23 protein-coding genes are annotated in these 26006 nt (G+C 29.5%); 12 read left to right on the forward strand and 11 right to left on the reverse strand.

Going from position 1 to position 26006, the window contains the following annotated elements:
• Positions 1-121: 121 nt before the first annotated feature.
• Positions 122-2956, reverse strand: a complete 2835-nt coding sequence (polA, locus tag MKD41_RS13965) for a DNA polymerase I (RefSeq protein ID WP_240242950.1) — start codon at positions 2954-2956, stop codon at positions 122-124.
• A 118-nt stretch (positions 2957-3074) separates the two neighbouring features.
• On the reverse strand, positions 3075-3779 hold the full coding sequence (locus tag MKD41_RS13970; RefSeq protein WP_240242951.1) for a T9SS type A sorting domain-containing protein: 705 nt from the start codon (positions 3777-3779) through the stop codon (positions 3075-3077).
• Between the two features lie 239 nt (positions 3780-4018).
• On the opposite strand from MKD41_RS13970, the gene MKD41_RS13975 reads away from it, so the two are divergent.
• The 4 genes from MKD41_RS13975 to MKD41_RS13990 all read left to right on the forward strand — a co-directional run bounded on the left by MKD41_RS13975 (position 4019) and on the right by MKD41_RS13990 (position 8226).
• On the forward strand, positions 4019-5452 hold the full coding sequence (locus MKD41_RS13975; protein WP_240242952.1) for a cell wall anchor protein: 1434 nt from the start codon (positions 4019-4021) through the stop codon (positions 5450-5452).
• Between the two features lie 72 nt (positions 5453-5524).
• Positions 5525-6730, forward strand: a complete 1206-nt coding sequence (locus tag MKD41_RS13980; protein WP_240242953.1) for a metallophosphoesterase — start codon at positions 5525-5527, stop codon at positions 6728-6730.
• A gap of 88 nt (positions 6731-6818) precedes the next feature.
• Positions 6819-7115, forward strand: coding sequence for a thioredoxin family protein (locus MKD41_RS13985; RefSeq protein WP_240242954.1), 297 nt, complete (start codon positions 6819-6821; stop codon positions 7113-7115).
• 262 nt (positions 7116-7377) lie between these two features.
• On the forward strand, positions 7378-8226 hold the full coding sequence (locus tag MKD41_RS13990) for an AraC family transcriptional regulator (RefSeq protein WP_240242955.1): 849 nt from the start codon (positions 7378-7380) through the stop codon (positions 8224-8226).
• On the opposite strand, the gene MKD41_RS13995 is transcribed toward MKD41_RS13990, so the two are convergent.
• The 3 genes from MKD41_RS13995 to hemW are packed head-to-tail and all read right to left on the reverse strand — an operon-like array spanning position 8223 to position 10348.
• Positions 8223-8579 carry an MmcQ/YjbR family DNA-binding protein gene (locus MKD41_RS13995; RefSeq protein WP_240242956.1) on the reverse strand — a complete coding sequence of 119 codons (357 nt, stop codon included), beginning with the start codon at positions 8577-8579 and terminating at the stop codon, positions 8223-8225. The two genes, MKD41_RS13990 and MKD41_RS13995, sit on opposite strands and share 4 nt — an antisense overlap.
• Positions 8580-8582: 3 nt before the next feature.
• On the reverse strand, positions 8583-9194 hold the full coding sequence (locus MKD41_RS14000; protein ID WP_240242957.1) for a DUF4230 domain-containing protein: 612 nt from the start codon (positions 9192-9194) through the stop codon (positions 8583-8585).
• 26 nt (positions 9195-9220) lie between these two features.
• On the reverse strand, positions 9221-10348 hold the full coding sequence (hemW, locus tag MKD41_RS14005; RefSeq protein WP_240242958.1) for a radical SAM family heme chaperone HemW: 1128 nt from the start codon (positions 10346-10348) through the stop codon (positions 9221-9223).
• Between the two features lie 113 nt (positions 10349-10461).
• Between hemW and MKD41_RS14010 the strand changes: the two genes are divergently transcribed.
• The gene (locus MKD41_RS14010; RefSeq protein ID WP_240242959.1) at positions 10462-10749 is read left to right on the forward strand and encodes a putative quinol monooxygenase; all 288 of its coding nucleotides are present in this window, start codon (positions 10462-10464) and stop codon (positions 10747-10749) included.
• 43 nt (positions 10750-10792) lie between these two features.
• On the opposite strand, the gene ruvC is transcribed toward MKD41_RS14010, so the two are convergent.
• From ruvC to MKD41_RS14030, 4 genes are all read right to left on the reverse strand, one after another.
• Entirely contained in the window at positions 10793-11347 is a 555-nt protein-coding gene (ruvC, locus tag MKD41_RS14015; protein WP_240242960.1) for a crossover junction endodeoxyribonuclease RuvC, read from the reverse strand.
• Positions 11348-11567: 220 nt separating this feature from the next.
• Positions 11568-12230 (reverse strand): tRNA (5-methylaminomethyl-2-thiouridine)(34)-methyltransferase MnmD, encoded by a 663-nt coding sequence (gene mnmD / locus MKD41_RS14020; protein ID WP_240242961.1) that lies wholly within the window; start codon positions 12228-12230, stop codon positions 11568-11570.
• A gap of 3 nt (positions 12231-12233) precedes the next feature.
• Positions 12234-12665, reverse strand: a complete 432-nt coding sequence (locus MKD41_RS14025; protein WP_240242962.1) for a hypothetical protein — start codon at positions 12663-12665, stop codon at positions 12234-12236.
• The gene (locus MKD41_RS14030) at positions 12665-13171 is read right to left on the reverse strand and encodes a DUF4920 domain-containing protein (RefSeq protein ID WP_240242963.1); all 507 of its coding nucleotides are present in this window, start codon (positions 13169-13171) and stop codon (positions 12665-12667) included. The genes MKD41_RS14025 and MKD41_RS14030 overlap by 1 nt, the downstream gene beginning before the upstream one ends.
• A gap of 125 nt (positions 13172-13296) precedes the next feature.
• Here MKD41_RS14030 and MKD41_RS14035 point away from each other — a divergent pair, with 125 nt between their 5' ends.
• The 3 genes from MKD41_RS14035 to nadB all read left to right on the forward strand — a co-directional run bounded on the left by MKD41_RS14035 (position 13297) and on the right by nadB (position 17088).
• Positions 13297-14349, forward strand: a complete 1053-nt coding sequence (locus tag MKD41_RS14035) for a branched-chain amino acid aminotransferase (RefSeq protein ID WP_240242964.1) — start codon at positions 13297-13299, stop codon at positions 14347-14349.
• Positions 14350-14490: 141 nt separating this feature from the next.
• Complete coding sequence (gene nadA, locus MKD41_RS14040) at positions 14491-15486, forward strand: quinolinate synthase NadA (RefSeq protein WP_240242965.1); 996 nt, start codon at positions 14491-14493, stop codon at positions 15484-15486.
• Positions 15487-15492: 6 nt separating this feature from the next.
• The gene (gene nadB / locus MKD41_RS14045; RefSeq protein WP_240242966.1) at positions 15493-17088 is read left to right on the forward strand and encodes an L-aspartate oxidase; all 1596 of its coding nucleotides are present in this window, start codon (positions 15493-15495) and stop codon (positions 17086-17088) included.
• A gap of 23 nt (positions 17089-17111) precedes the next feature.
• Here the strand turns inward: nadB and MKD41_RS14050 are convergent, their stop codons facing one another.
• The gene (locus MKD41_RS14050) at positions 17112-19208 is read right to left on the reverse strand and encodes a M13 family metallopeptidase (protein ID WP_240242967.1); all 2097 of its coding nucleotides are present in this window, start codon (positions 19206-19208) and stop codon (positions 17112-17114) included.
• Positions 19209-19231: 23 nt separating this feature from the next.
• Positions 19232-19618 (reverse strand): nucleoside triphosphate pyrophosphohydrolase family protein, encoded by a 387-nt coding sequence (locus MKD41_RS14055; protein ID WP_240242968.1) that lies wholly within the window; start codon positions 19616-19618, stop codon positions 19232-19234.
• 234 nt (positions 19619-19852) lie between these two features.
• Between MKD41_RS14055 and ruvB the strand changes: the two genes are divergently transcribed.
• The 4 genes from ruvB (at position 19853) to MKD41_RS14075 (ending at position 25952) form a co-directional block, all read left to right on the forward strand.
• Complete coding sequence (ruvB, locus tag MKD41_RS14060) at positions 19853-20875, forward strand: Holliday junction branch migration DNA helicase RuvB (RefSeq protein WP_240242970.1); 1023 nt, start codon at positions 19853-19855, stop codon at positions 20873-20875.
• A gap of 78 nt (positions 20876-20953) precedes the next feature.
• Positions 20954-22687: a SulP family inorganic anion transporter gene (locus MKD41_RS14065; protein ID WP_240242972.1), complete on the forward strand. Its 1734-nt coding sequence runs from the start codon at positions 20954-20956 to the stop codon at positions 22685-22687.
• A 2-nt stretch (positions 22688-22689) separates the two neighbouring features.
• Complete coding sequence (locus tag MKD41_RS14070) at positions 22690-24426, forward strand: SulP family inorganic anion transporter (protein ID WP_240242974.1); 1737 nt, start codon at positions 22690-22692, stop codon at positions 24424-24426.
• Between the two features lie 110 nt (positions 24427-24536).
• Entirely contained in the window at positions 24537-25952 is a 1416-nt protein-coding gene (locus MKD41_RS14075; RefSeq protein WP_240242976.1) for an MBL fold metallo-hydrolase, read from the forward strand.
• The last annotated feature ends 54 nt before the right edge of the window (positions 25953-26006 follow it).

Consider the following 26006-nt stretch of genomic DNA (forward strand, 5'->3'; position numbering starts at 1 on the left):
GTAGAATGTTTTACTATGTAAAAGTTGAAAGTTAGAAATTGTAAATTAATAGCTATTTAGTTATATATTATTAAATAGCTATATACATTTCTAATGAAATAATTATTAATTTTTAAAAATATTAATGCGCCTCCAACCAATTTTGTCCTTCACCTAAATCTACAATCAATGGTACAGAAAGTTTAAATGCACTTTCCATTTTTTGTTTAATTATTGGTTTTAAAAGTTCGGCTTCATCATTATGCATATCAAAAACCAATTCATCATGCACTTGTAGTAACATTTTAGTTTTGTAATTTCCTTCTGTTAAAAATGTATGGATTTGAATCATAGCAATTTTAATAATGTCAGCAGCACTTCCTTGAATTGGAGCATTTACAGCATTTCTTTCGTCACCAGAACGCACAATGGCATTTTGTGAGTTGATGTTTTTTAAATACCTACGGCGTGCTAATATAGTTTCTACATAACCATTATCACGGGCAAAATCTACTTGATGTGCTATGTATTGCTTTAGTTTTGGGAAATTTTTATAATAATTATCTATTAATTCTTTTGCTTCGGTTCTAGATTTATTTAATTGTTGCGCTAGTGTAAATGCACCTTGACCGTAAATAATACCAAAGTTTACGGCTTTTGCATCTCCACGTTGTGAGCGGGTAACTTCAGCCAATGGTACATTAAAAACTTTTGCAGCTGTGGCAGCGTGAATATCTTCTCCTTTATTAAAAGATGCAATCATACTTTCATCTTTACTTAATGCTGCAATTATGCGTAATTCAATTTGAGAATAATCGGCGGCAACCAATGTGTAATTTTTATCTCTGGGTATAAATGCTTTTCTAACTTCTCTACCTCTTTCTGTTCTAATTGGAATATTTTGAAGATTTGGATTGTTAGAGCTTAACCTTCCAGTTGCTGCAACAGCTTGACTGTAAGTTGTGTGGATTCTATTTGTTACTGGATTTACTTCTTTTGGTAAAGCATCTATATAGGTGTTTTTTAGTTTTACCAAACCTCTCCATTCTAATATTTCTTGAACAATTTGATGTTTAGGTGCTAATTTTGATAAAATCTCTTCACCAGTAGCATATTGACCGGTTTTTGTTTTTTTAGGTTTATCTAGTAATTTTAAATGGTCAAATAGTACATCGCCTAACTGTTTTGGTGAAGCTAAATTAAAACTTACGCCAGCTTCTTTGTAAATAGCATCTTCAAGTTTTTGAATGTCGTTTGTTAATTTTTCTGCTAATGAATTTAAAAACACGTCATCTAATTTAATGCCTTCTAACTCCATTGAAGCTAAAACTCTTAGTACAGGCATTTCAATTTTATTGTAGAGTTTTGTTAACTTAAATTTTTCTAAATCTTTTTGAAAGATCTCTTTAAGTTGAAAAATAATAGCCGCCTTTTCAACCGTATATTCGGTTAATTTAGCAATGTCTATAGCTTTAATTGAAAGTTGGTTCTTACCTTTTCTCCCAATTAAATCAGTATTATTTATAGGTTGGTAATTTAAATAAGTTTCAGAAAGCACATTCATATCATGACGCATATCTGGGTGTAATAAATAATGGGCTAATTGAGTGTCGAATAAATTTCCTTTAAGTTGAATGTTAAAGGTATTAAGTACTTTTATGGTGAATTTTAATTCGTGGCCAATTTTTTCAATAGTTTCATTTTCGAAAAAAGGAATAAATTCTTCTAAAATTGTTTTTGTATTTTCTTTATTTTCAACTGTAACAAAATATCCTTTTCCGTTTTCATAAGAGAAAGATATTCCAACTATTTCAGCTTCAAAAGCATTAAATCCAATGGTTTCAATATGAAAACTTACAGATTTTTGTTGCAATAATTTTTGAAGTAATAATTTTCTAGAAAGCGGTGTGTTTATATGTTGATAAAGGTGATCTGTATTTTCGTAATTTTTATAACCTGTAATTCCTGTTTCTTCTGTATTATTAGCTGCTGCAGTAGCAAATAAATCGAATTGTTGGTTAGCTTCTTCTGGTGATTTATTAGCTTGTTTTGTATTAGAATTGTTTATTCCACTTGTTGTTTCTGTAGCTGGAACTTTAAATATTTTATTTAGACTTTCTGCAATTCTTCTAAATTCTAATTCTTTAAAAATCTCATTTGTTTTTTCAAAATCAGGATGGTTTAATTCAAAATCTTTTTCGTTAAAAGTAACAGGGCAATCTAGAATAATAGTTGCTAATTCTTTTGAAAGTAAGCCAAGTTCTTTATTAGCTTCAACTTTTTCTTTCATTTTACCTTTTAGCTCGTGTGTATTTGCCAAAAGATTTTCCATACTTCCGTATTGTTTTAAGAATTTTTTAGCTGTTTTGTCTCCAACACCTGGAAGTCCCGGAATATTATCAACAGCATCTCCCATCATTCCTAAATAATCAATTACTTGTTCTGGGCGTTCAACTTCAAACTTTTTTTGAACTTCTGGAATACCCCAAATTTCTATACCATTTCCCATTCGGGCAGGTTTGTACATAAAAATGTTTTCAGAAACCAACTGTGCAAAATCTTTATCGGGTGTTACCATAAAGGTTTGAAATCCTGCTTTTTCTGCTTGTTTTGAAAGTGTTCCAATTAAATCATCTGCTTCAAATCCCTCTTTTTCAATAATAGGAATGTGCATTGCTTTTAAAATTTCATGAATATAAGGAATAGCAATTTTTATAGCTTCAGGTGTTTCACTTCTGTTAGATTTATATTCAGGAAACGCTTCATTTCTAGAATTAGATCCTCCTTTATCAAATGCTACAGCTAAATGATCTGGATTTTCTCGTTTAATTACATCTAATAAAGAGTTTGTAAATCCTAAAATGGCGGAAGTATCCATACCTTTTGAATTAATTCTAGGATTTTTTATAAGTGCATAATAACCACGAAATATTAATGCAAAAGCATCTAAAAGGAAAAGGCGTTTTTGTGCAGACATCTATTTTTTATTGAAATTTTTAATTGCAGTAAAAGTACTAAAATCAATTTTAACAATTTATTAATTCAGATGTTTTACAAATTTGAATGTAGATTTTATTTAATAATAGTGTTAGTAATTAAATTTTTACAATTTGGTAAGAATTAAAAGCATTTGTTGAAATATCTTTTATTACAAAAAAATAGGAGCCTCTTGCTAATCTCGAGATATCTATTAATTTTTCTTGAGTTTTTAAAACCATCTGACCAATAGCATTATAAACATTTATTTCAATATCTAGTGTTGTGTTTATATAAACATTGTTTATTACTGGGTTAGGATATATTTGTAAGTTTAGTTTTGCAAAATCTTTTATAGCCAATGTAGCTCCAGTTGAACTCGCCGTTATAGATGAAAAATCGGTAGCAGATCCAAATGTAAAAGTTAAAGTGTTTAAAGAAGTGTTTAAAGTGCCTGTATAAGAGTTCCAAATATTTAAACCGTTTTTAACCTGTAGTACTAAATCTGCTTCAGTTAGGCTATTTAATTCAGTATCTTCATAAAATAAAATAAGTTCTCCTTGAAATCCTGAAGCAAAAGAATCAAAGGTAAAAACCCTCTCAATACTTTCTTCAGATAAGGCTGTACTTGTTTTTGTTATGGCATTTTCTCCGTTAATTGTAAAATCTGAACTAGGTGTTAAGGCTAGACCATTTACATATAAAGTAGCACCATTTTTTATTGTAATTGACTCTGTACCAGCAATAGTTAAATCTTGTCCATAAAACAAAGAAGTAATTAAAAAAAAGGTAAAGAAGCACACTTTTTTTATTAGGGGTTTCATATTTATTGGGGTTGAAATTAAATAATAATTAATTCTAAGATTTCAAATATATGAAAACAATTTTAATAAGCAATATTGTAATTGATTATAGGTCAAATTGTTAAGAGTGTTAATTTTTAAAATTAAAAAATAAATATGGCTTAAGTTAAATTATATTTCATATGTTTAGAGGCTTAAAAAATTGAAAATAGAATCAACCCTATAAAAACCCTAAACTAAAACTAACTAAATAAAGACTTATGAAATTGAAAAAAGATTTATTAATAGTTATGCTATTGATATTTGTTAATTTGAGTATTTTTTCTCAAATAGGAATAGGAACTACAAACCCTCATGTATCTTCTGTTTTAGATATGACATCAACAACACAAGGTGTTTTAACACCTAGAATGACATCAGCTCAACGGCTTGCAATTTTATCACCAATAGAAGGATTATTGGTTTTTGATAATGAAGAGGATGCTTTTTATTATTACAATGGTAGTGTTTGGGTAAAACTAGAAGGTGCTATACAAAGAGATAATTATAAACTTGTAAAGGATATTTCGGATCTAGCAGATGAATTAAGCGGTTCTAAATATGTATTATCCGACAGTTATACTTATGAAATTAACGGTAAAATAACGTTTGATTATCCTGTTGAATTAAATGGTGCTAATATTATAGGAAGAGATACTGGAGAAGATATCCTTGAAAATGCATCAGGATCAACTTTTTTTACGGGTACAAAAGGTGGGAGATTTAAAGACCTTGTAATTGAAGGTGGTGATAATCCAGTTTTTAATATTTCAGGTGGGGCTGGAACTGGTAGTGTAGCAGGGTATAGTGTTCTTATAAAAAATGCTTCTTCTTTAGGAACTATTAGTGATTTATTCTCTGTGTTTTTTGAAGTTTTACAAGTAACAGATACAGATAACGGGTTTGATATTTCTGATATTACTTCTTTTTTTATGGATAAAATATTTTGGACAGGTGGTAATAAAGGAACCTTTTTAAAACTTTCAGGAACGTTTGGTAATTTGCAAATAGCTAATGGAAGAGTGGTTGCAGACTCTGGAGAAATAGGGGTAGATGTAAGTGCTAACCCTTCAATTTCTGTTTCAGCATCCTTGTCTGAAGTCAGTTTTACTGGGTCAGGAGATCTTATTAAGTCGTATACTTCAGGAAGCTATTCTGGGTATAATTTTACAAATGATTGGGATGTAGATTGTCCTGGTATTCCTGTTGAAACTGATGGTAATGCTACAGGAAATATTAATTTGGATTATGCTGTTGGGTCTGGGGCAAATACAACATTTTCTGGTACAGGAACATCTAGTAGAATAAAAATAGCAGGCAATACAACGTCAACTAATTTATTTAGATTTAGTTCACCAATAAATAATAGAATAACTTATAAAGGAAGTAAAACAAGATATTTTAGTCTTTCAGCAAGTCTGTCTTTTCAAGGAGATAATAATAATACCATATTTATATTTTATATGAGCAAAAATAATACTATTATTGAAGAGACTAAGGTATATAGAGAGGTTGGTGAAAATAATGATGTTGGAGCTTTACCGATAGTTGGTACAGTTGAATTAGCACCTAATGATTATATAGAGGTTTGGGCCGAACGTTACAGTGGTAGCGGAGATTTACTAGCGGTATCTTTAAACTTAATAATAAGGTAAATAAATGTTAATTGCATCTTAATTTTAAAATTGAACGCTGTAAAAATCATAAAATAAAGTAGATTTGTTTTTATGGTTAGATGGCTTTTTTTTATAGTAATTGTATTTTTTATAGATCTTTATGCGTTTCAAAGCGTTAAAACAATAACTAAACATAAAATTGTATTTGTATTATATTGGTTAATATCAATTGCTGTAATTGTAAATGTTATTTATAGTGTTAATTCTATTGAAGCATCTAAAGGATTAAATCAGCAGGTAATGCTTTCATTTGGATTGCTAATTCTTACAATAGCACCAAAAATTATAGCACTTATTGTATTGTTTAGTGAAGATATTTTTAGAATTTTTAAATCTGTTTTTAATTATTTTTCAACTACAGCAGGTTATTTTCCAGACAGAAGAGTTTTTGTTAGTAAAGTAGCTTTGGGTTTGGCTGCAATTCCTTTTTCGTCGATTTTGTACGGAATGGTAAAGGGAAAATACAATTTTAAAGTTATAAAGCACACCTTGTTTTTTGATGATTTACCAAGTGCTTTTGATGGTTTTAAGTTAACGCACCTTTCAGATATACATAGTGGAAGTTTTGATAATGAAGAGAAAATTGCCTATGCAATAGATTTAATTAATGAACAAGAATCGGATGTTATTTTATTTACAGGAGATATTGTAAATAATATTGCTGATGAAATGAATCCTTGGATTCCATATTTCAAAAAAATAAAAGCTAAAGATGGCAAATATTCTGTTTTAGGAAATCACGATTATGGTGAGTATGTTCGTTGGAATTCTGCTGAAGAAAAAGAACAAAATTTTCAGGCCATAAAAGATATTCACCCTAAAATTGGATTTAATTTATTGTTGAATGATAGTGTTTATTTAGAGAAAGAAAACGATAAAATTGCGTTAATTGGTGTTGAAAATTGGGGAACACGCTTTAAAAAAGCCGGTGATTTAAATTTGGCATCATCAAAAATCAATAAAGAAGATTTTAAAATATTAATGAGTCATGATCCTTCGCATTGGGAACATGAGGTAAAAACACATGAAAAAAATTACCATTTAACGTTAAGTGGACATACTCACGGAATGCAATTTGGAATTGAAATCCCAGGTGTAAAATGGAGCCCAATTAAATATGTTTATAAACATTGGGCTGGTATGTATAAAGAGCTTGGAAAATATATAAATGTAAATAGAGGATTTGGATTTTTAGCATTTCCTGGTAGAATAGGTATTTGGCCAGAAATTACAGTAATTACACTGAAAAAGAAGTAACTATCTATTTTTTTAATTTAAAATAGTACATTTGTATATGTACAGCCTGTTTTTTTTGCAGCTATAGTCTATAAAAATATAATAAATTATGACAAAATTTGGAGAATTAATAAGTTCTGAGATTCCTGTTTTAATCGATTTTTATGCGGAATGGGAAGACGACTCTGATAATTTGCATTCTGTATTAAGAGATGTTGCCGCTGCGCTTGGAGATAAAGCTAAGGTGATAAAAATTGATATTGAAAAAAATGAAATATTAGCAAATGCATTAAGAATCAAAGGAAATCCAACCTTTATTATTTATAAAGATGGAGAAATGAAATGGAGACAATCCGGTGATCAAGATGCAAATTCATTAATTACTTTAGTGCAGCAATATGTTTAGGCTGCTGTTGCTCTTATTTATTGTAATTAGTATGATAGTAATTACGTATACAATCTAGTGTTTTCTTAAAATTACTATAGTAAAAACCTCTTTCTAGTAGTTAATAATATTATTTTACCCTAAGATTGTTATTTATTAAAAAAAATAGATTAATATTGGTGTGTATTTTTGTTTAGTAAAACAGACATATGAAAAATTATAAATCAATAATAATGATTAATAGCAAACAACTTCTTCTTGTTAAAGCAAAATAATATAACACATGAAAGTTTTACCTTTTACTATTCCAAAACCTAAAAATGTTACAATGTATGCGGAGCATTACAAAGGTGAAAACTTTTACGAAAAATTACACCAACATAAAGAAATTCAAATTAGTTTAGTTCTTGCAGGAGAAGGCACTTTTGTAATTGGTGACTGTGTAGGTAGTTTTAAGAAAAATGATATTTTTGTTTTAGGTGAAAATTTACCTCATGTTTTTAAACGTGATGTTGCTTTTGAAGAAGAAACTGAAATGGTAACCCTATTTTTTGCCAAAAATTGTTTTGGAGAAGTTTTTTTTGATTTACCAGAGTTTGAGAGTTTTACAGGTTTTTTTGATAGTGCGGTTTTAGGATATTCGGTTCTGTCAAATAAAAAAGAGATTACATCAATTTTTTCCAAGATTAAGTCGTATTCAAAATACCAACAATTTATAAATTTTTTAGAAGTTTTACGTTTAATTTCTGGTGCAAAAAAACGCAAATTATCTTCGTTAATAAATTTAAAAAAATATGCGGGAAATGAAGGAAAACGAATGAGCGATATTTTTCAATATACAATGGATAATTTTCATAAGGAAATAAGCTTGCACGATGTTGCAAATATTGCAAATATGACTCCTAATGCATTTTGTAGGTATTTTAAACAACGAACAACAAAAACATTTGTAAATTTTTTAATTGATATTAGAATAGGAAATGCTTGTAAATTATTAGCTAAGAAAAACGATTTAAGTATTACTGAGATTTCTTACAAATCTGGTTTTAATAATTTGGCAAATTTTAATAGAAAGTTTAAATTTATAAAAGGTGTAACACCTTCAGAATACAGAAAAAAACATAATTATTAAAGAAAACCTAATTCTTTTTGAAGCTTTTTTGTAAGCCCGTTTACAACTAAGTTGTATGAGTGGTCTATTAATTCTTCAATTAATTTGTTGGATAAATTACTAGTTATAGTTACAGTGTTCCAATGTTTTTTGCTCATATGATAGCCTGCAATAATTTCTGAATATTCTTCGCGTAGCTGTATAGCTCTTTCAGGGTTGCATTTTAAATTTACTGTTGTAGGTTGTTTGTTTAAATTGGTTAGTGCAAATAATTTATTAGCTACTTTAAAAACCAAGGTTGCATCATCAAAAGGAAAACTTTCGGTAACATGTTTTTTAGATAAGCAGTAAGTTCTAAATTGCTCTATATTCATAAATTACTTACTTAGTTCTTTAAGTTCTCCGTTTGGTAATATTAATTGAGAATAATTTAATTTCCAACCAGAAGTTTCTAGCATTTTTTCAATCATTAAAATGGTATCTAAAGCTTCTTTTTTTGCTGAATTTAACAATCCTGTTTCAGGAATTTTAGCTACAATAAATTGTTTTGCTTCTTTTTGAAGATCGGTTAAATCTGAAGCTTCAAATTTGTTAAAAATACCATCTTTTTTATCGTAATATTTTACATCGGTTTCAACAGAAAGGATTTTTGGTTCAGGAAAATGAGTTAAAACAATTTCTTTAGTGTCGTTATTGGCGTTTAATTTAATTTGAGATAAATCGAAACCAATATGTGCTTTTGCATTTATTAATAAAACTGCTTTTTTTCTGCTTGTAAATAAATTTAAAAAACGATTTTTTGTGTCTTCAAAATGATAAATTTCAGCAAAATCTCCTTCAACAGAAATTAATTTACAAACACTTTTAATTTTTTCAATTAATACAACCGATTGTTTCTCTATTTGATCGACTCCTTTTTTTCGGTTAAAGAAAGAAAAACCCCAATAAGATGCTATTGCACCTAATAAAATTCCAGTTAATAATTCCATAGTTATTTATTCTTATTCAAATATAGTTAAACTTTAAATAAATCGCTTGCAATTCCGTCTGCTAAAAATTTTCCTTTTTTTGTAGTTATTAATTTATTTTCTGAAGTAATTTTCAACAAATCTTTTTCTATAAATTGCTCAGAGTTTTTAATTAATTCATTTAAATAAAGTGTTCCAAAGTCGTTATTTATTTTATTTAAATCAACACCCCAAATTGTTCGTAATCCTGTCATAATATACTCGTTAAATCTATTTTCAATTGAAAGTTTTTCAAACTCTAACGGAAGTATATTATTCTTAATTGCCTTTATGTATTTTGCATTATTTGCAATATTCCAAGAGCGTTGTGCACCGTTAAAAGAATGCGCCGAAGGACCAAAACCAATATATTTTTTTCCTAACCAATAAGAAGTATTGTGTTTTGAAAAGTAGTCGGGTTTTCCAAAATTAGAAATTTCATAATGTACAAACCCTTGTTTTTCGGTTTCAGCAACTAAAATATTAAAATGTTCTAAAGCTTGTTGTTCATCAACTGCGGGTACTTTTCCTTTTTTAATAAAATTGTCTAAAGCTGTGTTTTTTTCAACGGTAAGTGCATAACTAGATATATGCGATACTCCAAAATTAAAAGCCGTTTCTAAATTTTCTTTCCATTTTTTGTTGCTCATATTTGGTACGCCGTAAATTAAATCTATGGTAATATTATCAAAATACTGCATTGCTACAGTTAGCGATTTTTTAGATTCTTGGGCTGTATGTGCACGATTCATAAATTTTAAATCGTCTTCAAAAAAAGATTGAATTCCTATACTTAATCTATTTATAGGTGATTTTGCTAAGGCTTTAATATTGTTTTCAGATAAATCGTCTGGATTTGCTTCTAAGGTAATTTCTGGACTTGTAATTACCTTATAATTGCTGTAGATTACTTTAAAAATAGCATCAATTTCTTTTGTAGTTAAAAGTGATGGTGTGCCTCCTCCAAAATAAATGGTTTCAACTATTTCATTTTCTAATTCTTTTTTTCGCATTTGTAATTCGCCTAAAATTGCTTGTAACATTTCTTCTTTTCTTTTTACTGAAGTTGAAAAATGAAAATCGCAATAATAACATGCTTGTTTACAAAATGGAATGTGAATGTATATTCCAGCCAATTTAATTTATTTTTAGATTTTTCAAAAGTACAACTAAATAGAATACCACAAAAGGTGATTTAAGTTACTGTTGGTGTTAAATCAGTTACGTAAATTTGATAAAAGCCTTTGTTATGTATACCTATATAGTTTCATTTAAAGTTAAAGACGGTGAGGGAATTACTTTTGTTGAATTGCAGAAATTTGAAGAATTAACAGAAGCTAAACCTGCCGGATTGGATCATTTTCATATTTTTAAAGATAGAAATGAAGAAAATCGTTATTTTTTAGTTGAATATTGGACTTCTATTGAAGATCGTATTAAAATGGAAAAGTCTAAAGAACATTATTTATTTAAAGAGCATAGAAAACTTATAATCGATAAAAAATACGAAACCTACGAATGCGATGTGATTGTATAAAATAGTTTAAAAGTTGAGAGTTTATTAAACTTAGAAAGTTACTTTACTTTTTTACTCTTTTTTCGTTTTGTTTTACAAAAGCAGCCCAGCCAGTATAATTTTTACCTGCAGTAACTTTACCACTGTTGTAATAATGGCAAACTGCTGCTGCTAATCCATCTGTTGCGTCTAAATTTTTAGGCAATGTTTTAATTTTTAATAGACTCTGTAGCATTTTTGCAACTTGTTCTTTACTTGCATTTCCGTTACCAGTAATTGCCATTTTTATTTTTTTTGGAGAATACTCTGTTATTGGAACTTCGCGAGATAAACCGGCTGCCATTGCAACACCTTGCGCTCTTCCTAGTTTTAGCATAGATTGTACATTTTTACCAAAAAAAGGCGCTTCTATAGCAATTTCATCGGGATGATATGTTTCTATTAAGTGAATTGTGCGTTCAAAAATTAATTTTAGTTTTACATAATGGTCGTTGTATTTTTTTAATATCAGTTCATCTAACTGCATTAACTCCATTTTTTTATTTACTACCTTAATCAATCCAAAGCCCATAATAGTTGTTCCTGGATCAATACCTAATATTATTTTTTCTGAACTCAATGTGTAGTATTTATTGCTGCTTTTTTTAAAAATTATTAATGAAAACTATAATTTTTAAGGAAGCATATTATTATGGGTTTAAAACTTTTGTAATAATAGCTTCAATATTAAACCATAAGAAAATAATTAATAGTAGTAGAAGCACTAATATAATGCCTCTTTTATAGTTTGGTTTTTTTCGCTTTTTAAATCGTTGACTGTCCATGTTTGTTTAGAATAATTATTTTTTTAAAGCTCTTAACATTTCTCTTTTTCCAGGAGGACCAGGCAATCTTTCTACAATAAATCCAACAGATTGCATAGCTCTTCTAACACTACCTTTTGCGCTGTAAGTTACTAAAATTCCACCATTTTTTAAAGCATTAAACATTGTTTTAAAAATAGTTTCGGTCCATAATTCTGGTTGAACTCTAGCGCCAAAAGCATCAAAATAAATTAAATCAAAGGTATTAATGTCTTTAATTTCATTAAAAAATTGCTTTCTTTTTGTAAGCGAAAAATTATGCGTTAACTCATTTTTAAATTCCCACTCTTGTTTGTGCATTTGATTAAAAATGTGTTTAGAATCAATAGCGATTAACTCTGAAACGTAATTTAACTTCTCAATTTCTTCAGCAGCCACAGGATAGGCTTCAACACCAACATAATTTATATTTAAATTAAATTTTGGAGCTTCTAAAAAAGTTATAAAACTGTTTAAACCAGTACCAAAACCAATTTCTAAGATGGAAATTTTTTTATCTGTAAATAAAGATAAACCACTTTTAATAAATACGTGTTTTGCCTCTTGTATTGCACCGTGTTTAGAATGGTATTGTTCGTTCCATTCAGGTAAATGAATGGTTGAAGAACCATCTGAGGTAATAATTATTTCTCTTTTCAAAGTTTATTTTATAAGTAATTTTTCAATTCTTGGAATTGGGCCAGTACAGGTGGTTTTATGGCAAGCTATACAAGAGTTTACCATAAGATTGAATTGATCTTTAACTTCATCTGGAGATGCAGAATAGATCGCTTTTTGATTTTCAACAAATGCTTTCGAAAAAATTTCGAAACTAGCATCTCTATCTTTTGGATTAGTTAAAACTGCAGAATGTATGTTTAAAAATTTATCAGAAAAATCTCCAATAGCTTCTTTGTTTATAATCTTGTTTTTTAAATCCTCATTGGCTTCGTACATTTCTTCCATAAGCAAAGCCATTTCAGAAAATTCATACATTACCAATTCTTCTTCGTTATTTTTAGGTGCTTCTCTTTTAGTAGAGTTACACGATAAAAATAAAATACTACCTAAAAGTAAGATGGTTAATGTTCTCATTATTTTTTCATTAGAACACCATCAGCTTCAAAAGATAAAGTGTATTTAGGTTCGGTTATAGCAGCAATTTCTTCTTCTGATTTTCCTGCATCTTCTGCAAAATGACGTAATTCTTCAATAGGAGTAGTTTTAACAAATGCTTTACCATTAACAATAACTTCTCTTCCGTCTGCATTTAAAGGCATAAAAAAACCATAATCTTTAAATTTTACAAACGATTTTGTATCGTTACCTAAATCTAAATTCATCCAACAACCTTTCTTTTTACAAACCTCATCAATCTCTGAAGTAAATTTTACTTGAATTGTATCGCCTTCTTTTAAGTCTTTATATTTTTCTAACATTTGTTCTTTAGATAGAACATTGTCATCGGTTATTTTATCTCCAAATGAAAGGTATGCAACATCTTCTTTTTCAACAACTTTTTCATTATTTTTAGCTTTTTCATTTTTACAAGAAATTACTAAAAATAAACCTACAATTACTAACATTACGTTTTTTACCATTTTCAACTTATTTAAATTCATCATTTTTAACAAATATATTAAAAATAAAAAACAAACCTAAAAAGCATTTAAAACTTTTTAATGAAAAAAAATAAGTAATTTTGCTTAAACAAAATTTAAGTACGATGGCTTTACATATAGAAAAAATAAAAAAATCTAAAATTTCTGATGTTGATTTTAGTAATTTAAAATTTGGTCAAATATTTACAGATCATATGTTTGAGTGTGATTATGAAAATGGTGCATGGCAAACTCCTAAAATTAGACCTTATCAAGCTATTTCATTAGATCCTTCTGCAAAAGTCTTTCATTATGGTCAGGCTGTTTTTGAAGGAATGAAAGCTTATAAAGATGATAATAATGATATTTGGTTATTTAGACCAGATCAAAATCAGCAGCGTATTAACAAATCTGCAGAGCGTTTAGATATGCCTGCTTTTCCAAAGGAATATTTTTTTGAAGGTTTAACAGAATTGTTAAAATTAGATAGCGAGTGGGTTCAAAAAGGTGAAGGAAATTCTTTATACATAAGACCATTTGTAATAGCTACAGAAAACTGTGTATCTGCTTCAGCTTCTACAAATTACAAATTTATGATTATTTGTTCTCCGGTACAAGCGTATTATGCTGGTGAAGTTAGAGTTCAAATAGCTGATAAATTCAGTAGATCAGCTAATGGAGGTGTTGGTTTTGCAAAAGCTGCAGGTAACTATGCTGCATCGTTCTATCCAGCAAAATTAGCTGAAAAACAAGGATATCAACAAGTGTTATGGACAGATGCTTCTAATCACGAATTTTTAGAAGAAGCTGGTACAATGAATGTGTTTTTTAGAGTAAATGATACCTTATTAACAGCACCTACAAGTGAAAGAATATTAGATGGTGTTACACGTAAAAGTATAATTCAGTTTGCAGAAGATAAAGGAATAAAAGTTGAGGTAAGACCTATTAGAGTTACAGAAATACTTGAAGCAGCTAGAAATGGAGAGCTTTTAGAAATGTTTGGCGCTGGAACAGCAGCAGTGGTAAGTCCTATTTCAGGTTTTGCACATAAAGATGAAAAATTTGAATTACCAAAAGTAGAAAATGGCTACGCTTCATTTATAAAAAAGAATTTAACAGATATTCAAAGAAATCTTGCTGAAGATAAATTCGGATGGAGATTTAAAGTTCAGTAAGCAAACTTAGTAAGGCTTGCTTAAAAAAATAACTTTTTATAAATTGCAATGCTAAATTAATTTGAAAGTAAACCGATTTCAAATTCGATTTTCTTACTTTTTTTGGCATATTTATTGGTTTAAACCAAGTAAAAAACACATATGGCTACATTAGAAAAAGCAAAACAAAACATAGAAGAAATAGGTTTTTTAGATGTTGATATTCCAAAAAGCATCGATTTTGTAAAAGAAATAAAAAAACTAAGAAAAAAGAAAAATGCAATAATTTTAGCACATTATTACCAAGAAGATGCAATACAAGATATTGCTGATTTTGTTGGAGATAGTCTAGCATTAGCTCAAGAAGCAGCAAAAACAGAAGCTGATATTATTGTTTTTGCAGGAGTGCATTTTATGGCAGAAACTGCAAAAATTTTAAATCCTACTAAAAAGGTTTTATTACCCGATTTAAAAGCAGGTTGCTCTTTAGCAGACTCTTGCCCTCCAGCTGATTTTGCAGCATTTAAAAAACAACATCCAGATCATATAGTTGTCTCTTATGTAAATACTTCAGCAGAAATAAAAGCATTAACAGACATTGTTTGTACTTCTTCTAATGCTGAAAAAATTATAAACTCTATTCCAAAAGATCAACCTATTATTTTTGCTCCTGATAGAAATCTAGGAGCTTGGTTAATTAAAAAAACAGGTAGAGATATGTTGCTTTGGGATGGTGCTTGTATGGTTCATGAAGCATTTTCAATAGATAAAATTTTAAATTTATATGCTGAAAATCCTGGAGCCGAAATTATTGCTCATCCAGAATCTGAAGCGCATCTACTAAAAGTTGCTAAGTATGTTGGATCAACTTCTGGCTTATTAAATTATGTGAAAAACAGCAAGGCTAAAACATTTATTGTTGCAACCGAAGTTGGTATTTTACATAAAATGCGACAAGAATCACCAGATAAAATTTTAATTCCTGCACCAGTTGAAGATGATAGTTGTAACTGTAGCGAGTGTTTTTATATGAAAATGAATACTATGAAAAAATTGTATTTATGCTTAAAACACGAATTACCACATGTAGAAGTTGATGCGGAATTAAGTAAAAAAGCATTGGTTTCAATTGAACGTATGCTAGAACTTTCTAAATAAAATTTAATGAACGCCGAGAAAAAAATAAATAAAACCGATTTTTTAGTAATCGGTTCAGGTATTGCCGGCTTGTCTTTTGCTTTAAAAATAGCAGAGCATTTTAAAGATGCTACAATTACAATAATTACTAAGTACGAAAAAAATGAGTGTAATACAAAATACGCTCAAGGTGGTATTTCAACTGTTTGGGATAAAACAGTAGATTCTTTTGAACAACATATTCAAGATACCTTAATTGCAGGTGATGGAATTTGTGATGAAGAAATAGTTAAAATGGTTGTTGAAGATGCTCCCGATAGATTAAAAGAATTGATTAATTGGGGAACTAAATTCGATAAAACTAAAGATGGAAAATATTCTTTAGGTAGAGAAGGAGGACACTCGCAAGATAGAATTTTACACCATAAAGATATTACCGGAGCCGAAATAGAACGTGCACTTTTAGCGCAAGTTGAAAAAGCCGAGAATATTAATTTTTTAAAATACCATTACGCAATTGATTTAATTACAGAGCATCAGGTAAAGAAAAAACATATTAAAAGAAAAGAGAAAATAACATGTTTTGGAGCCTATGTTTTAGATGAAAAAAAGAAAATTGTAAAAACATATTCTGCAAAAGTTACTATGTTGGCTACTGGTGGAAATGGCCAGGTTTATAGCACAACAACAAATCCGGTTGTTGCAACTGGAGATGGAATTGCAATGGCATATAGAGCTAAAGCAGAAGTTTCTGACGTAGAGTTTATACAATTTCATCCAACAGCATTATACAATCCAGGAGAATATCCTGCGTTTTTGATTTCTGAAGCGGTAAGAGGTGAAGGTGCTATTTTAAGAGATTATTATGGCGAACGATTTATGAAAAAATACGACGATCGAGAAGAGTTAGCTTCGCGTGATATTGTTGCAAGAGCCATAGATAACGAACTTAAAAAAAGTGGAGCTCCGCATGTGTATTTAGACTGTACACATATAGATTATGACGCTTTTGAAAAACATTTTCCTAATATTACCGAAAAATGTTTGAGTTTAGGCATTGATATTAGAAAAGACTACATTCCTGTTTCGCCCGCACAACATTATATTTGTGGAGGTGTAAATGTTAATAAAAAAGCTAAAACCTCTCTTAAAAATTTATATGCTTCTGGTGAAGTTACTCGCACTGGATTACACGGGGCAAACAGATTGGCTTCAAATTCTTTATTAGAAGGACTTGTCTTTTCTCATAATGCTTGTGAAAATTTAAAAAAACGTTTCCATAAAATTAAAGAACCTGTAAATGTTCCTATTTGGAATGATAGTGGAATTGCTAAAAACATGGAAAAAATATTAATTACGCATGATAGAAATGAAGTAAAAACTATTATGAGTAATTATGTTGGTATTGTTCGTTCAAATGAACGTTTATTAAGAGCCGAAAAAAGGTTAAGAGTATTGTATGAAGATAATAAACGCTTGTATGATCAATCTGAGCTTTCAACAGACCTATGTGAACTTAGAAATTTAATAACAACAGCATATTTAATTACACAATTTTCTAAAAATAGAAAAGAAAACCGAGGAGGTTTTTATAGTGCAGATTTAATAAAAAAGGAGCTTTAAAAGCTCCTTTTTTTGATATAGATTTACCAGATTTTAACTCTATCTTCTGGTTTTAAATACATTTTATCTCCTTCAACAATATTAAATGCTTCGTAAAATGCATCTACATTTTGCAGTGGCATATAAGCTCTATACATTCCTGGTGAATGTGGATCTGTTTTAATTAAATTTTTCATAGCCTCATCTCTCATAATAGTTCTCCAAATAGTAGCCCAAGACATATAAAAACGTTGTTCAGGTGTAAATCCATCAATAGCTGCAGGTTTTCCATTTTTCTCGTAGAAGATTTGTAAACCATCAAAAGCAGCATTAATACCACCTAAATCGCCAATATTTTCACCTAATGTAAACTCTCCATTTAAATTTACATCATCTATAGCTACTACAGCACTGAATTGGTCTATTAATTTTTTACCTAATGCTGTAAATTGTTCTAAATCTTGTTCAGTCCACCAATTGTTTAAGTTACCGTCTGCATCGAATCTTGCACCAGAATCGTCAAAACAATGTGATATTTCGTGACCAATAACAGCTCCAATTCCTCCATAATTAACAGCTTCATCTGCTTGATAATTGTAGAAAGGTGGTTGTAGAATTGCTGCAGGAAAAACAATTTCATTATTTACAGGATTAAAATATGCATTTACAATTTGTGGTGCCATTCCCCATTCGGTTCTGTCAACTTCTTTTCCAAGTTTATTCATGTTTTTTGTGAAGTTCCATTTTGCAATATTTATAGAGTTTTCAAAGTAAGAACCTCCGTCTTCAATAGCTTTTACATCCAATTCAGAATAATCTTTCCATTTATCTGGATATGCTATTTTAACAGTCATTTTATCTAATTTTTCTATAGCTTTTATTTTGGTTTCAGGGCTCATCCATTCTAAAGCATTAATTCTTTTTTCGAAACCTAGCATAACATTTTTAATCATTTCCTCAGCTTTAGCTTTTGCTTCAGGTGGAAATTTTGCATCAACATATAATTTACCCAATGCTTCACCAATAGAACCGTTTAGTGTTGATAAAGCTCTTTCGTTTCTTGGTCTTTGTTGTTTTGCACCGGTTAATTCTTTGCTGTAAAATTCCCAGTTTGCATTTTCTAATTCTTCATTTAATAAACTAGCAGCTCTATCTATGGTTGTCCAGCGTAAATACAATTTAATGTTTTCAATAGAGCTTGAAGAGATTATATTTTCAACAGCTTTCATATATTTTGGTTGCATTACAATTACACGTTCAAGAGAGTTAATTCCTAAATTTTTAAAGTAAGAGTTCCAATTTATTGAGGGAGTTAAAGCAGTAAGTTCTTCAATAGTTTTTGGGTTGTAAAGTTTTCGAGTATCTCTAGATTCTTCTTTCGTAAACCTTGGTTCTGCTAAATTATACTCATAGTCAAATATTTTTTGAGCATTTGTTTTAGCCATTTCTTCAGTATCGCCAAAATATTGTAGCATTTTTGCAATATGTGCTATGTATTTTATTCGTTTTTCTTTGGTGTCTTCATCTTGATCTACGTAATAGTCACGAGATAGCCCTAAGCCTGCAGGAGAAACATATCCAGCATTCATTTTACTATCTTTTAAATCGTTAAATACAGAAAATCCAAAAAATCCACCATAACCATAAGGAGCTAATTCGGTAAGTAAATTTTGTAAATCGTTTATGTTATTTAAAGCCTCAATTTTATTTAAAAAGGGTAATACTGGAGCAATACCTTGTTTATCTCTAGTTACAGTATCCATAATAGATTCGTAAAAGTTTACGGCCTTTTTTTGATCAGATTCTAAAGTTAAATTTCCTTGAGCATCTTTTAATTTTGGAAATTTGTTTTCAGCAATTGCTTCATTTAAAATTGTTAGAACATCTTCATCGGTTTTTTTTCTTAATTCGTTAAAGCTACCCCAAGAGGTTCTGTCTGCTGGAATTTCAGCTTTATCTAACCAGCTTCCATTAACATATCTAAAAAAATCGTCGTTTGGTTTTACTGAAGTGTCCATGTTTTCAACAATAATACCAGGTATTTTTTCTACTTTGGTTTGTGGTTCTTCTTTACAAGAAAAAACGAGTGATAATGCTATTATTGAAAAATATAACATTATGTTTTTGAGTTTGTTTTTCATATTGAATAATTGTTAGTTTAAAGTTATTTTTTTAACACTTTACTTATGTTTGGCTTAAAATAATTTGGGCCTTTTAATACTTTTCCATCTTCACGATAAATTGGTTTTCCATTTGCACCTATTTTACTCATATTGCTAAGTTGAATTTCATTAAAAACTTCTTCAATTTTATGCTGCATTCCGTGTTCTAAAATTGTACCACACAAAATGTACAACATATCGCCTAATGCATCAGCAACTTCTACAAGGTCGTTTTTTTTTGCAGCTTCTAAATATTCTTCATTTTCTTCGGCCATTAAATCGAACCGTAATTTTAATTTACTTTCTGGTAATTTTGCTGTTGGTTTTTGGTTAATGCCTAAGCCAAATGCTTCGTGAAACTCTTGTACTGCTTTTAATTTGTTTTTCATTTAGTTGCTATTTGCTAGATTTATGTTTTAGTGTAATTTCATTTTCATTAAAAAATGATTCATTACAAATATAGGTTTTTTATCAATGTTTACTTTTTAAGTGTTATGATGTTTAAAGTATATACCAATTTAAACGGATTTTTTTAAATTAAAATATGCACCCTCATTATTTTTGAATAGAGTATCGTCATTAATTTTTTTATATCTTCGTGCTATCAAAGTAACGCTATAAATATGAACGAAAACTTAAATCCTGAGAACACAGATTATTCGCGAGAGGAATTAGATGTTGAAAAAAAATTAAGACCGCTAAGTTTTAATGATTTTACAGGGCAGGAGCAAGTTTTAGAAAATCTTAAAATATTTGTTGAAGCTGCCAATTTAAGAGGTGAAGCTTTAGATCATACCTTGTTTCACGGACCTCCAGGGTTAGGTAAAACTACGTTGGCTCATATTTTAGCAAATGAACTTAATGCAGGGTTAAAGATAACTTCAGGTCCAGTGTTAGATAAACCTGGAGATTTAGCGGGTTTGCTAACAAATTTAAGTGAAAGAGATGTATTATTTATAGATGAGATACATAGATTAAGTCCAATTGTAGAAGAATATTTATATTCGGCAATGGAAGATTATCGTATCGATATTATGATAGAATCTGGACCTAATGCAAGAACAGTTCAAATAGATTTAGAACCTTTTACCTTAATTGGAGCAACAACACGCTCTGGGTTACTAACAGCTCCAATGCGTGCTCGTTTTGGTATTAGTAGCAGGTTACAATATTATAATAAAGAATTATTGACCACAATAATTCAAAGAAGTGCTAAAATTTTAAAAATGCCTATAGCTATGGAGGCTGCTATTGAAATTGCAGGTAGAAGTAGAGGTACACCTAGAATTGCAAATGCATTGTTAAGAAGGGTGCGCGATTTTGCACAAATTAAAGGGAACGGTACCATTACTATTGAAATTGCTAAATTTGCTTTAAATGCATTAAATGTAGATGCATACGGACTAGATGAAATGGATAATAAAATTTTAATAACTATTATTGATAAATTTAAAGGTGGCCCCGTAGGAATTAGTACGTTAGCAACTGCTGTAGGTGAAAATTCAGAAACAATTGAAGAAGTTTATGAACCGTTTTTAATACAAGAAGGTTTTATTATGAGAACTCCAAGAGGTAGAGAAGTAACCCATTTAGCTTATAAGCATTTAGGAAGAACTAAAGGAGATTCGCAAGCAGAACTATTTTAAATATATGTAATTCTTATTACAATATTAAAAATATAGCATCTTACTTTTGTTAATGTATAAAACTCGAAACTTATTATTATGAGTTTACATAAAATATTTCCTTTTTTAACCTGGATTCCTCTAGCTAAAAAAACATGGAAAGATGATTTAATTGCTGGAATTACAGGTACTATTATTGTGGTTCCACAAGCAGTTGCGTTTGCCATGATTGCTGGTTTACCACCAATTTATGGTTTTTATACAGCTATGATAGCACCAATAATAGCTGCTTTATTTGGGTCATCATATCATTTAATTTCTGGACCAACAACTACAGGTTCCATTGTAGTTTTTGCAATTATAAGTAAGTTTGTAACACCTGAAACAGATTTACAAGCATTTATTTCTTTAACAATATTATTGTCATTTATGGCAGGTGTTATTAAGTTATTAATGGGCTTGGTTAATATGGGCAAATTAGTAAATTTTGTTTCTTATACTGTTGTTATTGGGTTTTCTGCTGGTGCAGGAATATTAATTGCATTTAAACAATTAAAACATGTATTTGGTATAAATGTACCACAAGGAAGTTCTTTTTATGAAATTATTTCTCATATATTTTTACATATTAAAGAAACAAACGTCTATGTTTTAGGAGTTGCTTTAACAACGCTTTTATTGGCACTTTTAATAAGACGATTAAAATATATTTCTAAATTAAATATGCTAATTGCAATGGTTTTAGGAAGTGTTTTAGCGGTTTTATTAGGTGGAGATGCTTTTGGTATAGAAACAATAGGAAATGTTCCTTCTAATTTACCACCTTTTAAAATTCCCGATTTTAATTTTGAAGATATGAGAATGCTAACTTCAGGAGCAATTACATTGGCTTTAATTGGTTTGGTAGAAGCAGTTTCAATATCTCGGGTAATTGCAATGAGCTCTCATCAAAAATTAAATAATAATCAAGAGTTTGTTAGTCAGGGATTAACAAATATTATTTCTAGTTTCTTTTCATCTTATGTAAGTTCTGGTTCTTTTTCGCGTTCTGGAGTAAATTATCAAGCGGGAGCAAAAACACCATTAGCAGCAATTTTTTCGGCAGTTGGACTATTATTGGTTGTCTTGTTTTTTGCAAGCTATGCTTCGTATTTAGCAAAACCTGCAATGGGTGGTATTATTTTATTAGTGGGTTATAATTTAATAGATTTTAAAAGAATTAAACAAATTGTAAAAAGTAGTAAACGAGAGTTTATTGTGTTGGCAGTAACGTTGTTAGGTACTCTGTTTTTAGAGTTAGAAACAGCATTGTTTTTAGGAATACTTATTTCTTTGTTCTTTTATTTAGAAAAAACTTCAAAACCAAATATAGCAGTTGTTGGAAAAAATAAAGACAATAAATTTATCAATATAATTAGAGATAAAACAACAAAGGAAAGCCCACAAATAAAAATGATTAGAATTGACGGTTCAATTTATTTTGGAGCTGTAGATGGTATTTCTAAATATTTTACAGACTTGTATGATAAAAATGAACAGAAACACTTGTTAATTATGGCCAATGGTATTAACTTTATAGATATTGCTGGAGCAGAATGGTTATCTCAAGAGGCTTTAAAATGGCAAAATAGAGGTGGAGGTATCTATTTTGTAGGGTTAAAATTAATTAGTCAAGATGTACTTAGAAAAGGAGGCTTTAAAAAATTAATTAATGAAGAAAACTTTTTTAAAGATAAAAATACAGCAATTGCTACCATATATAAAAAATTAGATAAACAAATTTGTGCTAATTGTAATGTTAAAATATTTGAAGAGTGTAGGTTAAAAGTTTAAAAATGAATTTAAAAAAAAACATACCAATTTTAGACTGGTTTCCTAACTATAAAAAAGAATGGTTAAAAGGTGATCTAGGTGCAGGTTTAACCGTAGGAATTATGTTAATTCCACAAGGAATTGCGTATGCTATGATTGCTGGTTTACCACCAATTTATGGATTATACACAGCTATGATTCCGCAAATTGTATACGCTATTTTCGGAACCTCACGTCAATTAGCAGTTGGTCCTGCTGCAATGGATTCTTTAATAGTTGCTTCTGGAGTTGCTACATTGGCTCAAATAGGAACAGAAAATTTTATTGAGTTTGCAATATTATTAGCGTTCATGGTAGGTTTTTTACAAGTCGTTTTTGGGTTTTTTAAATTAGGTTTTTTAGTTAATTTTTTATCAAGACCTGTAATTAGCGGGTTTACATCTGCAGCGGCATTAATTATTGGTTTAAATCAATTAAAGCATTTATTTGGAGTTCAAATAATGCGAGATAATAAAATACAGACACTTGTTATAGAGGTTTTTAAGCATGTAAAAGAAATCAATTGGATCACTTTAGTTATTGGAATAAGCTCCATATTTATTTTGATTCTTTTAAAACGGTTGAAGTCTAAAGTCCCGGCCGCATTGGTAGTTGTAGTTTTAGGTATTTTATTGGTTCGTGTATTTCATTTAGAACAGTACGGAGTTCAAATATTGGGAGAAATACCAAAAGGCTTGCCTGATTTTATAGTCCCTAAATTTGAAAAAAATACACTGATTGATTTGTTTCCAATAGCCTTAACACTTTCTTTTATCGCTTTTTTAGAAGCAATATCTGTAGCTAAGGCAATTGAAATTAAACATACAGGTAATAAGGTAAAGCCAAATCAAGAATTGGTAGCAATCGGTTTAGGAAATATTGTAGGATCTTTTTTTCAAGCATATCCGTCTACAGGTGGCTTGGCAAGAACAGCTGTTAATAACCAAGCGGGAGCAAAAACACCTTTAGCTGCTATTATTTCAAGTTTAATTGTTGGTATAACATTGTTATTTTTAACACCCGTTTTTTTCTATTTACCTAAAGCAGTATTAGCTGGAATTATAATAGTTGCAGTATATAGTTTGTTAGATTTTTCAACACCAAAAGAATTGTTGAAATATTCTAAAATTGAATTGATAATTTTAATTACTACACTAATTATTACAGCAACAATTGGTATAAAAGAAGGTATATTTATAGGTGTTATGTTATCTTTAATAATGTTAATTTATAGAAGTACAAAACCACACTTTGCAGTATTAGGACAAGTGAAAGATACTACTTTTTATAGAAATGTAGATAGATTTGAAGGACTTTTAAATACTACAGAGGATGTGTTAATTGTAAGGTTTGATGCACAGTTGTATTTTGCAAACATTTCATTTTTTAAAGATAAATTAGAAGAATTTGTATTCGAAAAAGGGTCTAAACTAAAACTGATAATTATTGATGGAGAAAGTATAAATAGCATTGATAGTTCTGGTGTTTTTATGTTGAAAGAACTCATAAATAAATATAAAAACAGAGGAATAGATATCGATTTTAGTGGTATGAAAGGTCCTGTTAGAGATGTTTTAGATAAAAGTGGTGTTATAGAAAAGATTGACTATTCAAACTGTTTTATGAGTATTCAACAAGCAGTAGATGCTTTTGAAGATCGAAAAATTAATAAACAAATAGAGCGTAAATATTTTGAATACATTAAACAAACAAATCGTTAAAGTATTCTTAATTATTGAAACAATGTAACCTCGATTACAAATAAACAGTTGCATTCTTGTAGCTTTGGAAAAAAGAAAATATATTTAAAAAAAATAAAAATCAGATAATTATGAAAGTAGAACAATTATTTACGGGCTGCTTAGCTGAGATGGCTTATTATATTCATTCAAATGGTGAAGTAGCAATTATTGATCCTTTAAGAGAAACTGAGCCTTATATAGAAATGGCAAAAGCCGATGGAGCTAAAATTAAATATGTGTTTTTAACGCACTTTCATGCCGATTTTGTTTCTGGTCAAGTTGATTTAGCAAAAAAAACTGGAGCTAATATAGTCTTTGGCCCAAATGCAAATCCTAATTACGACATTCATCAAGGTAAAGATGGTGAGCAATTTAAAATTGGGGATTTAAAATTGCAATTATTACATACCCCTGGACATACTATGGAGTCTTCATCTTATTTGTTAATTGATGAAAAAGGAGAAAAACCATATGTTTTTACAGGTGATTGTTTATTTATAGGTGATGTTGGTCGTCCAGATTTAGCCGTAAAATCAGATTTAACACAAGAAGATTTAGCAGGGCATTTATTTGATTCACTTCGTAATAAAATAATGACCTTACCAGATGATATTATAGTATATCCAAATCACGGTGCAGGTTCTGCCTGTGGAAAAAATATGAGTTCAGAAACTTTTGATACTCTTGGAAATCAAAAGAAAACTAATTATGCTTTGCGTGCAGATATGACCAAAGAAGAATTTATAAAAGAAGTTACTACAGGTTTAGCGCCACCGCCACAATATTTTGGGAATAATGTAAGAATGAATAAAGGTGTGAATACAAGTATTGATACAATTCTTCATAAAGGAACAACACCAATAGATGCAGATTCATTTAAAGAATTGAGCGAACAAAAGGATATTTTGGTAATTGATACTAGAAATATTACAGTTTTTACTGAAGAAGGTACAGTGCCTGGAGCTTGGTTTATTGGAGTTGATGGTAGTTTTGCACCATGGGTAGGGGCTTTGGTAACAGACATTAATCAAAAAATAATTTTTATTGCTGAAGAAGGTAGAGAACAAGAAGTTGTTACACGTTTTTCACGTGTAGGTTATGATAATACTTTAGGGTTTTTACGTGGAGGTATGCATTCTTGGAAAGCCGCAGGACATAAGGTTGATAAAGTAGCGTCTATTTCAGCAATTCAATTTGCAAATATGTTGAAGGATGGTGCTATGGAAATGCCTTTAGATGTTAGAAAAAAATCCGAATATTTATCGGAACACGTTGTTGGAATTGAGAACTTTCCGTTAGATACAATTCATTCTAACTTTGCAGAATTAAATCCAAATAAAAAATACTATTTACACTGTGCAGGTGGTTATCGCTCTTTAATAGCAGCTTCCATTCTAAAAGCAAATGGTATAAGTAATGTTACCGATGTAAGAGGTGGATTTAAAGATATTAAGGAAACGGGTGTTGAATTAACAGATTATGTGTGTCCAACAACCTTATTATAATTAAATTTTTTTAAGTTAAAAATTTAAAAGGGAGTTTGTTAAACTCCCTTTTTT

Source organism: Lutibacter sp. A64, from assembly GCF_022429565.1.
GTDB lineage: Bacteria > Bacteroidota > Bacteroidia > Flavobacteriales > Flavobacteriaceae > Lutibacter.

What these genes read in the sequence shown, in the direction of transcription:
- polA (WP_240242950.1), bottom strand. Translation starts at nt 2,956, where the DNA reads ATGTCTGCACAAAAACGCCTTTTCCTTTTAGATGCTTTTGCATTAATA.
- MKD41_RS13970 (WP_240242951.1), bottom strand. Translation starts at nt 3,779, where the DNA reads ATGAAACCCCTAATAAAAAAAGTGTGCTTCTTTACCTTTTTTTTAATT.
- MKD41_RS13975 (WP_240242952.1), top strand. Translation starts at nt 4,019, where the DNA reads ATGAAATTGAAAAAAGATTTATTAATAGTTATGCTATTGATATTTGTT.
- MKD41_RS13980 (WP_240242953.1), top strand. Translation starts at nt 5,525, where the DNA reads ATGGTTAGATGGCTTTTTTTTATAGTAATTGTATTTTTTATAGATCTT.
- MKD41_RS13985 (WP_240242954.1), top strand. Translation starts at nt 6,819, where the DNA reads ATGACAAAATTTGGAGAATTAATAAGTTCTGAGATTCCTGTTTTAATC.
- MKD41_RS13990 (WP_240242955.1), top strand. Translation starts at nt 7,378, where the DNA reads ATGAAAGTTTTACCTTTTACTATTCCAAAACCTAAAAATGTTACAATG.
- MKD41_RS13995 (WP_240242956.1), bottom strand. Translation starts at nt 8,579, where the DNA reads ATGAATATAGAGCAATTTAGAACTTACTGCTTATCTAAAAAACATGTT.
- MKD41_RS14000 (WP_240242957.1), bottom strand. Translation starts at nt 9,194, where the DNA reads ATGGAATTATTAACTGGAATTTTATTAGGTGCAATAGCATCTTATTGG.
- MKD41_RS14010 (WP_240242959.1), top strand. Translation starts at nt 10,462, where the DNA reads ATGTATACCTATATAGTTTCATTTAAAGTTAAAGACGGTGAGGGAATT.
- MKD41_RS14025 (WP_240242962.1), bottom strand. Translation starts at nt 12,665, where the DNA reads ATGAGAACATTAACCATCTTACTTTTAGGTAGTATTTTATTTTTATCG.
- MKD41_RS14030 (WP_240242963.1), bottom strand. Translation starts at nt 13,171, where the DNA reads ATGGTAAAAAACGTAATGTTAGTAATTGTAGGTTTATTTTTAGTAATT.
- MKD41_RS14035 (WP_240242964.1), top strand. Translation starts at nt 13,297, where the DNA reads ATGGCTTTACATATAGAAAAAATAAAAAAATCTAAAATTTCTGATGTT.
- nadA (WP_240242965.1), top strand. Translation starts at nt 14,491, where the DNA reads ATGGCTACATTAGAAAAAGCAAAACAAAACATAGAAGAAATAGGTTTT.
- nadB (WP_240242966.1), top strand. Translation starts at nt 15,493, where the DNA reads ATGAACGCCGAGAAAAAAATAAATAAAACCGATTTTTTAGTAATCGGT.
- MKD41_RS14050 (WP_240242967.1), bottom strand. Translation starts at nt 19,208, where the DNA reads ATGAAAAACAAACTCAAAAACATAATGTTATATTTTTCAATAATAGCA.
- MKD41_RS14055 (WP_240242968.1), bottom strand. Translation starts at nt 19,618, where the DNA reads ATGAAAAACAAATTAAAAGCAGTACAAGAGTTTCACGAAGCATTTGGC.
- ruvB (WP_240242970.1), top strand. Translation starts at nt 19,853, where the DNA reads ATGAACGAAAACTTAAATCCTGAGAACACAGATTATTCGCGAGAGGAA.
- MKD41_RS14065 (WP_240242972.1), top strand. Translation starts at nt 20,954, where the DNA reads ATGAGTTTACATAAAATATTTCCTTTTTTAACCTGGATTCCTCTAGCT.
- MKD41_RS14070 (WP_240242974.1), top strand. Translation starts at nt 22,690, where the DNA reads ATGAATTTAAAAAAAAACATACCAATTTTAGACTGGTTTCCTAACTAT.
- MKD41_RS14075 (WP_240242976.1), top strand. Translation starts at nt 24,537, where the DNA reads ATGAAAGTAGAACAATTATTTACGGGCTGCTTAGCTGAGATGGCTTAT.